The sequence below is a fragment of the Streptosporangium sp. NPDC002524 genome, from assembly GCF_040295985.1.
Taxonomy (GTDB): Bacteria; Actinomycetota; Actinomycetes; order Streptosporangiales; family Streptosporangiaceae; genus Streptosporangium.
Genome location: NZ_JBEOWK010000018.1, coordinates 54,538 through 68,189, shown reverse-complemented (window position 1 = coordinate 68,189; position 13,652 = coordinate 54,538). Strand labels below are relative to the sequence as shown.

General features: G+C 69.8%; 10 protein-coding genes. 6 read left to right on the top strand and 4 right to left on the bottom strand.

All coding sequences use genetic code 11. The features are described 5' to 3' along the window. Nucleotides 1–115: 115 nt before the first annotated feature. Together ABT053_RS28730 and ABT053_RS28725 are read right to left on the bottom strand one after the other, a co-directional pair. A complete protein-coding gene (locus ABT053_RS28730; protein WP_350973187.1) occupies nucleotides 116–1,621 on the bottom strand; it encodes a DUF1996 domain-containing protein in 1,506 nt (501 codons plus the stop codon). Between the two features lie 5 nt (nucleotides 1,622–1,626). Further along, on the bottom strand, nucleotides 1,627–2,298 hold the full coding sequence (locus ABT053_RS28725) for a DUF4142 domain-containing protein (protein WP_350973011.1): 672 nt from the start codon (nucleotides 2,296–2,298) through the stop codon (nucleotides 1,627–1,629). 306 nt (nucleotides 2,299–2,604) lie between these two features. Between ABT053_RS28725 and ABT053_RS28720 the strand changes: the two genes are divergently transcribed. From ABT053_RS28720 to ABT053_RS28710, 3 genes are all read left to right on the top strand, one after another. After that, nucleotides 2,605–3,144 (top strand): sigma-70 family RNA polymerase sigma factor, encoded by a 540-nt coding sequence (locus ABT053_RS28720; RefSeq protein ID WP_329090583.1) that lies wholly within the window; start codon nucleotides 2,605–2,607, stop codon nucleotides 3,142–3,144. A 23-nt stretch (nucleotides 3,145–3,167) separates the two neighbouring features. After that, nucleotides 3,168–3,347, top strand: coding sequence for a zf-HC2 domain-containing protein (locus ABT053_RS28715; protein WP_350973010.1), 180 nt, complete (start codon nucleotides 3,168–3,170; stop codon nucleotides 3,345–3,347). A gap of 641 nt (nucleotides 3,348–3,988) precedes the next feature. Then, nucleotides 3,989–8,869 carry an NAD-glutamate dehydrogenase gene (locus tag ABT053_RS28710; RefSeq protein ID WP_350973008.1) on the top strand — a complete coding sequence of 1,627 codons (4,881 nt, stop codon included), beginning with the start codon at nucleotides 3,989–3,991 and terminating at the stop codon, nucleotides 8,867–8,869. Nucleotides 8,870–8,997: 128 nt separating this feature from the next. Here the strand turns inward: ABT053_RS28710 and ABT053_RS28705 are convergent, their stop codons facing one another. After that, nucleotides 8,998–10,092, bottom strand: coding sequence for a DUF8094 domain-containing protein (locus ABT053_RS28705; protein WP_350973007.1), 1,095 nt, complete (start codon nucleotides 10,090–10,092; stop codon nucleotides 8,998–9,000). Nucleotides 10,093–10,157: 65 nt separating this feature from the next. Between ABT053_RS28705 and prfB the strand changes: the two genes are divergently transcribed. After that, the gene (gene prfB, locus ABT053_RS28700) at nucleotides 10,158–11,276 is read left to right on the top strand and encodes a peptide chain release factor 2 (protein ID WP_350973005.1); all 1,119 of its coding nucleotides are present in this window, start codon (nucleotides 10,158–10,160) and stop codon (nucleotides 11,274–11,276) included. Nucleotides 11,277–11,508: 232 nt separating this feature from the next. Here the strand turns inward: prfB and ABT053_RS28695 are convergent, their stop codons facing one another. Then, nucleotides 11,509–11,700 carry a hypothetical protein gene (locus tag ABT053_RS28695; protein ID WP_350973002.1) on the bottom strand — a complete coding sequence of 64 codons (192 nt, stop codon included), beginning with the start codon at nucleotides 11,698–11,700 and terminating at the stop codon, nucleotides 11,509–11,511. A gap of 236 nt (nucleotides 11,701–11,936) precedes the next feature. Between ABT053_RS28695 and ftsE the strand changes: the two genes are divergently transcribed. Then, nucleotides 11,937–12,626: a cell division ATP-binding protein FtsE gene (ftsE, locus tag ABT053_RS28690; RefSeq protein WP_012888192.1), complete on the top strand. Its 690-nt coding sequence runs from the start codon at nucleotides 11,937–11,939 to the stop codon at nucleotides 12,624–12,626. A 31-nt stretch (nucleotides 12,627–12,657) separates the two neighbouring features. Continuing rightward, nucleotides 12,658–13,566, top strand: a complete 909-nt coding sequence (gene ftsX, locus ABT053_RS28685; RefSeq protein WP_350972999.1) for a permease-like cell division protein FtsX — start codon at nucleotides 12,658–12,660, stop codon at nucleotides 13,564–13,566. Nucleotides 13,567–13,652: the final 86 nt, after the last annotated feature.

The following is a 13,652-nucleotide window of genomic DNA, read 5'->3' as shown; positions in this document are numbered from 1 at the left end:
ACGGCTTCTGCGCCCGAGGGTGATGGACTCTGATATCGCGAGATGCCGCCCCCCGTCTCCGCGGGGTGTGGAAGAGGCGCGGAGACGGAGAGCGGCGGTCCCGGGAGGGTGACCGTCAGCAGCGACGGTTCCTGTTGATGCAGTCGACCGCGAGCCTCATGAGCCGGTCGGGCATCAGGTTGGCGAAGTCGGCGTGGTCGGTGACGGGGTTGTGCCGCTGTTCGGGGAAGGAGTCCAGCGCGAAGGACGCCGTACGCGGCGTGGCGTAGGTCAGGGTCATCCGCAGCTGCGGGATCGCCTTGGTGCCGGACGGGCAGGCGCCGTTCGCGTCGGGGAACAGCACGTGCGTGCGGTGGTTGGCGCTGTCGTTGTTCTGGCCGTCCCAGCAGCTGGGGAAGTCCAGGATCCGGACGAGCTGGCTGCCGCGGGGGCAGAGCGGGTACTTGGTGGTGATCCGGTTGGTGAACCCGGTGCAGGTCCACTTGGCGAGGGCGTTCGCGCCGCCGTTGGTGGCGGCCTTGGCGTCACCGGTGATCATCCTGATGAAGCGCGGCATCGGGCTCACCCTGGAGACCGCGTTCCCGCGGAACTGCAGGCTCACCTGGCGGGCCTGCATGATGGTGCCGACGTTGCCGTCCGGGTCGTCGACGTTGGCGTCGGTCGTACGGTCGCGGAGGACCGGCCAGAAGTAGGTCGAGCGGTCGTTGAGCGCGCACGTGGTGCCCGCGGCGGCCAGGGACTGGTCCGTGGAGAACCCGTCGGTCGACAGGTTGCCGACGTAGTCGTGGATGTGGTGGGCGCCGTTGGTCACGCCGGGGGCCACGATGAAGTTGTCGGAGTTGCGGTGGCCGTTCCTGTTCGTGCCGCACCGGGAGGTGAAGATGCCGGCGGAGCCGCTGCGCCGCGGCCGGATCTCCTGGACGTTCCGCTGGACCTGCCGGATGTCGATGAAGTCCTCGGGGAAGGGCCCGAGGTCGGCGCACTCGGCCTCCTCGTCGTCCCCCGGAGCGGGGGTCTCGCTGGGAGCGGGGGTCTCACCGGGGGCCGGGGTCTCGGCGGGCGGGTTGTCCGGGGCGTCGGTCGGGGTGTCGGCCGGGGGAGCGTCGGTGGGGCTCTGCGAGGGAGCCTGGGTGGGCCTGCGGCGGGCGTTGCCGTTGTCGGCGTTCTCCTGGGCCGGGGCCTGCTGCTGGTCGGCCGACTCGTCGGGGGCGGCCGGCTCCGTGGGAGACGCCTGGATGAGGCTTCCGCCCGCGGCGGGCGCGTCGGCGGGCTGGTCCTGGCTCTGCTGGTCCTGGGCGGGCTGGTCCTGCGGGGCCTGATCCTGCGCCGGAGCGTCCTGGGCCGGCTGGTCCTGCGCCGGAGCGTCCTGCGCGGGGGGTGCCTGGTCCTGGTTCTGGCCCTGCTGGCCCTGCTGGTCCTGCTGGCCCTGCTGGTTCTGGTCCTGTGCGGGCTGGTCCTGCTGGCCGCGCTGGTTCTGCTGGTTCTGCTGGTTCTGGCCCTGCTCGGCGGGGTCGCAGTGGTCACCGTAGGCGGGGGTCGTGGCCGCCACCGTGAACGTGACGGTGGTGAGCGTGCTGGCGGCGAGGGCCAGCGCGGACAGGGAGACGAGCGAGCGTTTCATGATTCTCAAGCGTTTTCTCTCCTCACAGGTGTGTCGAGAGCGGAGACGGGCGGCGCGGGGGAGGGCATCGGAGGCTCGGGCAGGTCCGAGTAGTCGACCAGCCCCGTGCTCTCCAGCAGGGTCATGTGCTTCATGACCACCTCGACCGCCCGCTGGGCGAATGTCCTGACCAGGTCGTTCCGGGTGCCGGACCGTACGCCGGCGACCACCCCGAAGACCTTTCCGTGGGCCGCGCGCAGCAGCTGGGCGAACAGGAGGTCGTACTCGGCGCCAGGCTGCACCGCGGCCAGCTGCGCCATCCAGCCCTGCTGGTCGGCGTTGGGCTGGTCGGGCAGCGGCACGTTCAGCTGCGCCGCGAGGGCGCGGACCTCCTTGTCGAGCTTGAGGTGGTCGGTCATCAGGTGCATGCCGACCTCCTTGACCCGCTTGCTCGCGGCCTTCTGCTGGGCCTGCTGACCGCTGGGAATCTCCCAGAGACCGGCCAGCCGGACTTTGACCAGCAGGTCGCGGTCGGCCGCGCCCAGGGGCCCCTGCGGGGTCTGGACCCAGCCCTGCGCGGCCGAGGCCCCGCCGCCGGGCGGGGTGATCAGGACGACCGCCACGGCGGCGATCGCGATGAAGACCCCGAACAGCAGGGGTTCGCCGTTCTTGAAGCGGCGGAACAGTGATCTGAACATGGCCCGGTTCCGCTCTCAGAGACTGGCCGCTACCAGGGCCTTCTCGGCGCCCGGCGCGGTGGCGAACGTGCCGCCCGGCCCGTGGGGGGCCGGGTGCGTGAGGAGGAGGACAGCTCCGACCGGCCACGGAATGTGCCGCACTGCCATGTCGTTTCCTTTCCCCGAGGCCCGCCGGTGCGGGCGCACTTGGTGGGAGGTACGCGGCGCCGCCCGGGGTGGTTCAGAAGAAGTGATGAGATAGTTAGAAATGACTGGAGTTGCCAGAGTTGCAGACGGGACTCATAACGAAGGTGTAAAGATGTGCCCGTGCGTCAACTCGACAGTCGGTTCGAGAGCGCGGACACCGATGTCCTCTTGGTAGAAGATCTGTACCGGGAGTTCGGTGTACCCCTGCTCCGCCACGTGCGTAAGGCCACCGGTAACGATCTGCAATGGGCGGAGGACGTCGTCCAGGAGACGCTCGTCCGTGCCTGGCGCAACGCAGGAAGGTTGCAACGAGAGCCCGGCCTGTTATGGGCCTGGCTCCTGACCGTCGCCCGACGTATCGTCATCGACGGTCGTCGCAGGCGAGGCACTAGACCACAGGAGGTCGAACCCGCCGACGCGAACGCTGTGCCCGTTCCCGACGGGGCCGATCGCGCGCTGGAGGCGATGATCGTCGCCGAGGCGTTGCGAGAACTGTCCCCAGAACACCGCGAAGTCATCGAGCAGACTTACCTACGGGACCGTACGATTAACGAAGCGGCGGAAATCCTCGGGATCCCGCCGGGTACGGTCAAGTCCCGGCTCTACTACGGGATCCGGGCTCTCCGAAAGGTCCTGAAGGAGAGAGGTGTCGCGAGCTGATGGTCCCCTCCCCGCATCATGACGTGGCGGCGTACGCGCTCGGGGTTCTCGACGAAGAGGACCACGAGGCGTTCCAAAGCCATCTCATGGCCTGCGAGGAGTGCCAGGTCGAGCTCCGGGAACTCAGCGAGGTTCCCGGATTACTCGATGTGGTGAAGCGGGACCGCTCCAATGCCCTGGACGACGACCGCACATCACATTGACGTTTAGCCGGTTTTGGGGTGATATCAGGAACGGTGGTGCGTCCCGGTCAACGAGGACCGGGACAGACGGCCACTGGAGGTGTCGTGCCGCGGGCCATGCCCGAGGGGCGGGCCGCGGGCCGGACGGCCCCGGCCGCCCGGCGAGGCGCCGGGAGCGTGCCCAGACTCGCCCGGCGGCGCCGTAGCCGTTCCGAGGCGACCCTGTGGGATGATTCTCCTACCGCCACCTCGCAGGGAGAACCCGCCGTCTCCGACCAGGAGCCCTTCCGTTCCCCGCCGGCAGCGGCGAGAGACCGTGGCTCCCATGACGAGCCGTGGCGCCTGGCCGACATACCGATCACCCGTGACGAGACGACCGCCCCGCGGCGGGTGTCTCACGCCCGGATCCCCCGGGTTCTCTGGAAGCGCGGCCGGATCCCCCGGGAGCGCGTCCGGGTTCCCCGGGAGCGGGCTCGGGTTCGCCGGGAGCGGGCCCGGACTTTCCGGGAGCGGGGTCGGTGGCCGGGCGAGGGTCCCGCATCCCGGCGGGCGCGCGCGACATCACTTCCGCTCCGCTGGGCACCATCTCCCCGGGAATCATGACTTTGAGCATGGATTCCCATCCAACTATGCACAATCCCTCACAAAGGAGTGAGAGCGACATGCCGCTCGACGAGGCCAAGGACGAGCTGCTGAGGAGTGCCGCGGAGACGTACGCGCGCACACCGGGCGGCGACCACGTGAGCGTGGAGGAGGCGCTCGCCTTCCTGCGGCTCTACCACCGGCATGTCGCCCCGGAGGACCTGCTCGGCCGCGACCTGACGGACGTCTACGGCCCGGCGATGGCCCAGCGGCGGCTCGCCGAGCGGCGTCCCCAGGGCCGCGCCCTGGTGCGGGCCTACACCCCCACCACGGAGGAGCACGGCTGGGACCCCGGGTTCTCCGTCGTGGAGATCGTCACCGACGACATGCCCTTCCTCGTCGACTCGGTGACGATGGAGCTCAACCGGCACGACATCGGCACCCACCTGGTCATCCACCCGCAGATGCGGATTCGCAGGGACCTGACCGGCAAGCTGCTCGGGTCCGGCGAGGAGGACGTCACCGGGCAGGTGCTGGCCGAGTCCTGGATGCACTTCGAGATCGACCGGCAGAAGGACCCGGCCGTGCTCAAGACGATCGAGAGCGACCTGCAGCGCGTCCTGGAGGACGTGCGCGGCGCCGTCGAGGACTTCGTCAAGATGCGGGCCCTCGCCCTGCGCACCGCCGAGGACGTCTCGTCCAACCCGCCGCCCCTCGACCCCGCCGGGGTGGAGGACAGCCTGGAGCTGCTGCGCTGGCTGGCCGACGGGCACTTCACCTTCCTCGGCTACCGCGAGTACCGCCTGGAGGAGGGCGAGGGAGGCGACAGGCTGCACCCGATACCCGGGACCGGGCTGGGCATCCTGCGCAGCGACAGCGCCGACTCCGGCAGCTTCGCCGCGCTCCCCCGGGAGCTGCGGGCCAAGGCCCGCGAGAAGCAGCAGATGCTGATCATCACCAAGGCCAACACCCGGGCCACCGTCCACCGCCCCGCCTACCTCGACTATGTGGGCGTCAAGCTCTTCGACGCCTCGGGCGAGGTCGTCGGCGAGCGGCGCTTCCTCGGCCTCTTCACCCACGTCGCCTACAGCGAGTCGATCTCCCGCGTCCCGGTGCTCAGGCGGAAGCTGGCCGAGGTGATCACGCTCGCCGGGCTGACCGCCGACAGCCACGACGGCGGGGACCTCATCGAGATCCTGGAGACCTTCCCGCGCGACGAGCTCTTCCAGACCTCCGTGGACCAGCTGCTGCCGATCGCCCTCGGCGTGCTCAGGCTCCGCGAGCGCAAGCAGGTCAAGGTCTTCCTGCGCCCGGACGACTACGGCCGCTACGTCTCGTGCCTGGTCTACCTCCCGCGCGACCGCTACACCACCAAGATCCGCATCAAGATGCAGGAGATCCTGCTCAAGGCGCTCGGCGGCACCTCCTTCGACTACAGCGCGATGATCGGCGAGACGGCCCTCGCCAGGCTGCACGTGGTCGTGCGCGGCGAGCGCGGCAGGCCGCTGCGCGCCGACGCGGTGAACGTCGAGGAGCTGGAGGCGAGGCTCGCCGCCGCCACCAGGTCCTGGGAGGACGACCTGGCCTCCGCGATCACCGAGCTGAGCCCCGAGGAGGAGGCGCCCCTGCTCGTCCGCCGCTACGCCCCGGCCTTCCCCGAGGGGTACAAGGCCGACTTCCCCGCCCGGATGGCGGTCGCCGACCTGCGCCGCCTGGAGGTGCTGGCCGCCTCCACCGACGAGATCGGGATGAACCTCTACGAGCCGTACGACGCCTCGGAGGGCGAGCGCCGCTTCAAGCTCTACCGCCTCGGCGCGCCCGTCTCCCTGTCGCGCGTGCTGCCGCTGCTCCAGCGGATGGGCGTGGAGGTGGTCGACGAGCGGCCGTACGAGATCGACCGCGACAACGACCCGGCCACCAAGGACGCCTGGATCTACGACTTCGGGCTGCGCTACACGCCCTCGCCCGAGGTCGACAGGGACGAGTTCAAGCGGCTCTTCCAGGACGCGTTCGGCGCCCTGTGGGCCGGGCGGGTGGAGAGCGACGGGTTCAACGGGCTCGTCCTGGCCGCCGGGCTGACCTGGGAGCAGGCCGAGATCCTGCGCGTCTACGCCAAGTACCTGCGCCAGGCGGGCACCACCTTCAGCCAGGAGTACATCGAGCGGGTGCTGATGGGCAACGTGCGGCTCGCCCGGCTGCTGGTGCGCCTGTTCGAGGCCAGGCTCAACCCCCGCCGCCCGGCCGAGGTCCGCTCCGACCTGTCCGACGCGCTGCACGAGGAGATCCTCGCCGCCCTGGACGACGTGGCCTCGCTGGACGAGGACCGGATCCTGCGGGCCTACCTGGAGATGATCGGCGCCACCCTGCGGACCAACTACTTCCAGCGGGTCGACGGCGAGCGCAAGCCGTACGTCAGCCTGAAGCTCGACTCGCCCTCGATCAGCGTGCTGCCGCTGCCCCGGCCCAAGTTCGAGGTGTTCGTCTACTCGCCCCGGGTCGAGGGCGTGCACCTGCGCTTCGGCAAGGTCGCGCGGGGCGGGCTGCGCTGGTCGGACCGGATGGAGGACTTCCGTACGGAGGTCCTCGGGCTGGTGAAGGCACAGATGGTGAAAAACACCGTCATCGTGCCCACCGGTTCCAAGGGCGGCTTTGTAGTGAAAAATCCGCCGAAGTCGGGGTCGCGGGAGGACACCCTGGTCGAGGGCATCGCCTGCTACCGGATGTTCATCTCCGGCCTGCTCGACCTCACCGACAACCTCGTCGACGGCGAGGTGATCCCGCCCGCCGACGTGGTCAGGCACGACGGCGACGACACCTACCTGGTGGTCGCCGCCGACAAGGGCACCGCGACGTTCTCCGACATCGCCAACGCCGTGGCCAAGGAGTACGGCTTCTGGCTGGGCGACGCCTTCGCCTCCGGCGGCTCGATCGGCTACGACCACAAGGCCATGGGCATCACCGCCCGGGGCGCCTGGGAGTCGGTCAAATACCACTTCCGCACGACCGGGATCGACATCCAGACCACCGACTTCACCGTGGCCGGGATCGGCGACATGTCCGGCGACGTGTTCGGCAACGGCATGCTGCTCTCCCAGCACATCCGGCTGGTCGCGGCGTTCGACCACCGGCACGTCTTCGTCGACCCCCAGCCCGACGTCGCCACGAGCTACGCCGAGCGCGCCCGCCTGTTCGCGCTGCCCCGAAGCTCCTGGGAGGACTACGACGCCTCGCTCATCTCCAAGGGAGGCGGCGTCTGGCCCCGTACGGCCAAGTCGATCCCCGTCTCCGCGCAGACGCGCGCCGCGCTCGGCATCGACGGCGACGTGACGTCGCTGGCCCCCGGCGACCTGATCAGCGCCATCCTGCGGGCCCCGGTCGACCTGCTGTGGAACGGCGGCATCGGCACCTACGTCAGGGCGTCGAGCGAGTCCAACGCCGACGTCGGGGACAAGGCCAACGACGGCCTGCGGGTCACCGCGGCCGAGCTGCGCTGCAAGGTGATCGGCGAGGGCGGCAACCTGGGCTTCACCCAGCTCGCCCGGATAGAGTTCGCGCTCAACGGCGGCCTGGTCAACACCGACTTCATCGACAACTCCGCCGGGGTCGACACCTCCGACCACGAGGTCAACATCAAGATCCTGCTGGACCGGGCCGTCCGCGACGGGGAGCTCACCGACAAGCAGCGCAACCAGCTCTTCCTCGACATGACCGACGAGGTGGCCGGGCTGGTCCTGCGCGACAACTACGACCAGAACGTGGTGCTGGCCGCCGCCCGCGCGCAGGCCCCCGAGATGCTGCACATCCACTCGCGCCAGCTGCGCAAGCTGGAGCGGGCCGGGCTGCTCAACCGGCAGCTGGAGTTCCTGCCCTCGGACAAGATGCTCGCCGAGCGGCGCCAGGCACGGCTCGGGCTGACCGCGCCGGAGTTCTCGGTGCTGCTCGCCTACACCAAGCTGGTGACCGACGCCGAGATCCTCGCCTCCGACCTGCCCGACGACCCCTACCTGGAGTCCTGGCTGGTGTCCTACTTCCCGTCGGCGCTGCGCGGCCCCGGGCTCCGCGCCTACATGGACGCCCACCCGCTGCGCAGGGAGATCATCACCACCGGCGTGGTGAACGACCTGGTCAACTCCAGCGGGACCACCTTCATGTTCCGCCTCGGCGAGGAGAGCGGCGCGTCCAGCCCCGACATCGCCCGCGCCTACCTGGTCACGCGCGAGGTCTTCGACATGCCCAGCCTCTGGCAGCAGATCGAGGAGCTGGACAACAAGGTCGACACCTCCACCCAGATCGCGATGGAGCTGGAGGCCCGCAAGCTCGTCGAGCGGGGCACCCGCTGGCTGCTGGGCAACCGGCGCCCGCCGCTCGACCTGGCCTCCACCGTCGGCTTCTTCGCCAAGGGCATGAACGGCCTGCTGCCGCACCTGCCCAAGCTGCTGACCGGGTCCGACCTGTCGGCGTTCGAGGAGCGGCGCGACGGCTTCGTCTCCCGGGGCGTCCCGTCCGAGCTCGCCGAGCGCGTCGCCGCGATGGTGCCCGCCTACTCCACGTTCGACCTGGTCGAGGTGGCCTCACGCACCGGCCGTCCCGTGCACGACGTCGCCGAGGTCTACTTCGACCTCGCCGACCGGCTCCAGCTCTCCAGGCTGCGCGAGCGCGTCGTCGCGCTGCCCAGGGACAGCCGCTGGAACTCCATGGCGCGGGCCGCGCTCCGCGACGACCTCTACGCCGCGCACGCCGCGCTCACCCACGACGTCCTGACGCACAGCACGCCCGGGCTGTCGCCCGAGGAGCGCCTGGCGCGCTGGACCGAGGCCAACTCGGCGGCGGTCTCGCGGGCGCGGCAGACCCTGTCGGAGATCTGGGAGAGCGACAACTTCGACCTCGCGACGCTGTCGGTGGCCCTGCGCGCGATCCGCACGCTGGTGGCCACCATCAACCTCCCGCACGCCGAAGCCTGACCCGCCTGACCTGCCTGACCCGCCCGGCCGGGCCCCTCACCGGGGCCCGGCCGCGCGGCCCGGCGCGTTCCCTCGATCGAGTACGGCTCGCGGACGGGGGGCGGCTCACGGGGGGCAGGCTGTCCCGTCTATCCCGTGGTGACCTTGGTGAGGCCGCCGAGATAGCCGATCACCCTGGCCGGACGGCCGCTGCCCTTGGCCGGGACCGTGCTCACGTACAGCTGCGTCTCCACCGTGCGCAGCTCCTTGAGGATGAACCGCTCCTTGGCCAGCTTCTTGGCCTCGGGCGGGATCGGGATGTCCGACCCGCACGGCGTGACCCTGACCGTCCGTGTCGTCGTCCTGATCAGCGAGTAGAGGACCAGCGCGCCGCCGTCGGCGGTGCGCAGCGCGTGCACCGGGTAGTCGCTCGCGGCGAAGATCGAGTCGTAGTTCAGGCAGTCGTACTTCTTCTCGGCCGCGCGGCTCCTGGTGATCTCGTCGGCGAAGCCGGTGGTGTGCGGGCCCTCCTCGATCAGCCCCGCCGCGAACCCCTTCTCGCCCTCCTCCGCCGAGGTCGCGTGCAGCGGGGCCATCAGCCGCGGGCTGATGGCCAGCGTGGCGTCCTCCTCGCCCAGCGCCGTGGCGTATCCCTCCGCGTCGGTGGCGACCTCGGGGGGCCGGACGCCCTCGTCGAGCAGCGAGGTCGAGCTGACCCGCCACTCCTCCCCGTCCTGCCGCATCAGGGTCAGCACGGCGGTGCGGACCCGGCCGGAGGGCTCCTCGCGGTCGACGACCGCGGCGAACCAGAGCGGGCCCCGCTGGTTGCGCGGGACCAGCAGCCGGGGCGTGCCCCACGTGTAGTGGGGGAGGGCCTCGGCGGAGCCGTTGAAGGCCGCCGCGGTGAGGGCCTCCTGCCCGTCGCGGGTCTGCGCCTGCAGGAGCCTGCGGTCGGCGTCCAGGTGCGGCACCGCCGCTCCCAGCACCCCGTCGGCGCCCACGACGCCCGCCAGCGCCTTCTCCGCCTCGGCGAGCGTGACCGGGGGCGGCGCGGGGGCGGACGCGGGAGAGACGGCCGGGGTGGCGCCGCCGGACGAGGGGCCCCGCTCGGGCGGCGCCTCGCCGGGGCCGGAGCACGCGCCGGCCGCCGCGGTCGCGGTGACCAACGCCAGCGCGAGTGCGAGCACACCCCGTCGCCCGTGTTCGCGCACGTCCACCTCCCGATGCTCCCCGATGCGGGCCATGCTAGCCATGGTGGGGGAGCGCGCCGTACACGATGGGGTTCGGAGGTCGCGTACCCTTTACAGACGTGGCACTCATCGATCCGGCAGAACAGATCAACGAGCTTACCGGGACGCTGAACAGCATCCAGGACGTGCTCGACCTCGGCGCGATGCGCAAGCAGATCGAGGAGCTGGAGGATCAGGCCGCCGCGCCCGATCTGTGGAACGACCAGGATCGCGCCCAGAAGGTCACCAGCAGGCTCTCCTACCTCCAGGGCGAGGTCAACAGGATCGAGTCCCTGGGGCAGCGGCTGGACGACCTCTCCGTCCTGTACGAGCTCGCCGCCGACGAGGCGGACGACGACACGCTGCAGGAGGCCGACCGCGAGCTGGAGTCCCTGAAGAGCGACATCGGCGCCCTGGAGGTCCGCACCCTCCTGTCCGGCGAGTACGACGCCCGCGAGGCGGTCGTCACGATCCAGTCACAGGCGGGCGGCGTGGACGCCGCCGACTGGGCCCAGATGCTCCAGCGGATGTATCTGCGGTGGGCCGAGCGCAAGGGCTACCCGACCGACGTCTACGAGACCTCCTACGCGGAGGAGGCCGGGATCAAGTCGACGACCTTCACGGTCAAGGCCCCCTACGCCTACGGCACGCTGCGCGGCGAGCACGGCACCCACCGCCTGGTCCGCATCAGCCCGTTCGACAACCAGGGGCGCCGCCAGACCTCCTTCGCGGGCGTCGACGTGGTGCCGGTCGTGGAGACGACCGACCACATCGACATCAACGAGGACGACCTGCGCGTCGACGTCTACCGCTCCTCGGGCCCCGGCGGCCAGGGCGTCAACACGACCGACTCCGCGGTCCGCCTCACCCACCTGCCCACCGGCATCGTGGTCTCCTGCCAGAACGAGCGCTCGCAGCTGCAGAACAAGGCGACCGCGATGGCGGTCCTGCAGGCCAAGCTGCTGGAGCGCAAGCGCCAGGAGGAGAAGGCGGCGCTGAACGAGATCCGGGGCGAGTCGACCACGTCGTGGGGCACCCAGATCCGTAACTACGTGCTCCACCCGTACCAGATCGTCAAGGACCTGCGGACGGGCGCCGAGGAGGGCAACCCGAGCGGGGTGCTCGACGGCGACCTGGACAGCTTCATCGAGGCCGAGATCCGCTGGACCCGCCGCCAGGAGTCGGGCGCCGACGACTAGGACGACTGGAGGGTCCTCACCCGGCCTCGGGCATACGCGGCGGAGAGCAGGGAGCCGGACGCCGCGAGTCGGACACTGGGACCCGCGCGTCGGGAGTCGGGTGTCGGTGAGGAGACCGTCCTCTCCCGTCCCGGGCTCCGCCGGGGATTTCGTTCACGGGCGCCCCTGAGCGCCCGTGAAGCCGTTCCCGTCCGGCGAGGCCGGAGAGTCCGGGGAGACCCCGGGAGAGCGGTCAGGTGCCGCTGAGGTGCTTCAGGGCCAGGGTGAGGAAGAAGAGCACGATCAGCAACAGTGACACGAGCGCCGGGGTCATGCCTCCGAAGCCGTTCTGGTGCATCCGCTCGCGGTACGCGCGGCAGCGGGGGCAGCGGCCTTCGGCCACGGGGTGAGCGCACCCCGCGCAGACCAGGTCCTCACAGCTCATGACGTCCTCCCTCTTCGAGGTCAGAACCACTTTATGCGGTCGTTACCAGGCACCGAATCGTTTTGTTTCCGTTATGGACGTTCCATGCCAGTCTTCCCCCTAGACTGGGCTCCGGCCAACCGGAACGTCGATCGAGAGCAAAAGACCGGCGCCCCCCGGCCGGCGAGAGACGGAAGTGGCCCTCTGCCACTCCTGTGACCGTCCTAACCCCTAGACTGGCATGCCGTGATGCGCCCGTGATCCATTTTGATAATGTCACCAAGGTCTACGCGAACCAGAACCGGCCCGCGCTGGACCACGTCAGCGTCGATGTCGACAAGGGCGAGTTCGTGTTCCTCGTCGGCCCCTCGGGGTCCGGGAAGTCGACCTTTCTCCGGCTGGTCCTGAAGGAGGAGCGCCCCAACTCGGGCGCGATCCACGTGGCCGGCAAGGACCTCGCCCGACTGTCCAACTTCAAGATCCCGCACCTGCGCCGCCGGATCGGATGTGTCTTCCAGGACTTCCGGCTGCTCCCGAACAAGAACGTGTACGAAAACGTCGCGTTCGCTCTGGAGGTCATCGGCAAGCCCCGGCGTTTCATCCGTAAGGTGGTCCCGGAGGTCGTCGAGCTGGTCGGCCTCGAGGGCAAGGCACACCGGATGCCCGACGAGTTGTCCGGTGGCGAGCAGCAGCGGGTCGCGATGGCCCGCGCGTTCGTCAACCGGCCGATGATCCTGCTGGCCGACGAGCCGACCGGAAACATCGACCCCGCGACGAGCATCGGCATCATGAAGGTGCTCGACCGGATCAACCGGACCGGCACCACGGTCGTCATGGCCACGCACGACGCGGCCATCGTCGACTCCATGCGCAAGCGGGTGGTGGAACTGGAGGACGGAAAGATCGTCCGTGACCAGTCGCGAGGCGTGTACGGCCAGGCGTACTGACACCAGGACCGGATAGAGCGACAGGAAGAGCATGCGGGCAAACTTCATCTTCTCCGAGGTCTGGATCGGCCTCCGCCGCAACCTCACGATGACCATCGCGGTCATCGTGACCGTGGCGATCGGCATGGCGTTGCTGGGCGTCGGTCTCATGATCAACTCCCAGATCAACAGCATGAAGGACTTCTGGGCGGACAAGGTCGAGGTCTCGGTCTTCCTGTGCAAGAAGAACGATCCCTTCCCGCAGTGCAAGGGCAGCGGCGGCGTGAACGCCCAGGAGCAGGCCGAGCTGAAGTCGACCATCGAGGGCATGTCCCAGGTCGAGTCGGTCGCCGTGGAGAACGCGGCCGAGGCCTACAAGAACTTCCGGGACCAGAACGCCAACAACACCGTGCTGCTCTCGGCCATCCAGGTCGAGGACATGCCCGAGTCGCTGCGGGTCAAGCTCAAGGACCCCGAGGCGTACGGGCCGGTGATCGAGGCGGTCAAGGGCGCCCCGGGGGTCTCCAACGTGGTCAACCAGAAGGAGCTCCTGGAGAAGTTCTTCGGGCTGCTGGAGAAGCTCCGCTGGGCGGCCCTGGTGGTGGCGATCATCCTGGTCTTCGCGGCCACGCTGCTGATCGGCAACACGGTCAGGCTCTCGGCGTACAACCGCAGGCGGGAGACCGGCATCATGCGGCTGGTGGGCGCCTCCAACCTCTACATCCAGCTCCCGTTCGTGATGGAGGGCGTCATCGCCGGCCTGATCGGCGGTGTGCTGGCCGCGATGCTGCTGATCGTCAGCAAGGTCTTCCTCTTCGACGGGGTGCAGCTCTACCTCTCTCCCAACAGCCAGCTGTCGTGGGAGACGGTCGCCTCGGTGATCAGTGTCACCATGGTCTTCGGCGTGCTCATCTGTGTGCTGGCCTCCTTCGTCACCCTGCGCCGCTACCTGCGGGTGTGACGATCCGGTGCCCCCGTCCGCCGTGACCGTCCCGCGAGCGTGGCGCGTCCGCGCGCCGATCCGGACCTCGCCCGCGCTCGCGGGCG

What these genes read in the sequence shown, in the direction of transcription:
- ABT053_RS28730 (WP_350973187.1), bottom strand. Translation starts at nt 1,621, where the DNA reads ATGAAACGCTCGCTCGTCTCCCTGTCCGCGCTGGCCCTCGCCGCCAGC.
- ABT053_RS28725 (WP_350973011.1), bottom strand. Translation starts at nt 2,298, where the DNA reads ATGTTCAGATCACTGTTCCGCCGCTTCAAGAACGGCGAACCCCTGCTG.
- ABT053_RS28710 (WP_350973008.1), top strand. Translation starts at nt 3,989, where the DNA reads ATGCCGCTCGACGAGGCCAAGGACGAGCTGCTGAGGAGTGCCGCGGAG.
- ABT053_RS28705 (WP_350973007.1), bottom strand. Translation starts at nt 10,092, where the DNA reads ATGGCCCGCATCGGGGAGCATCGGGAGGTGGACGTGCGCGAACACGGG.
- ABT053_RS28695 (WP_350973002.1), bottom strand. Translation starts at nt 11,700, where the DNA reads ATGAGCTGTGAGGACCTGGTCTGCGCGGGGTGCGCTCACCCCGTGGCC.
- ftsX (WP_350972999.1), top strand. Translation starts at nt 12,658, where the DNA reads ATGCGGGCAAACTTCATCTTCTCCGAGGTCTGGATCGGCCTCCGCCGC.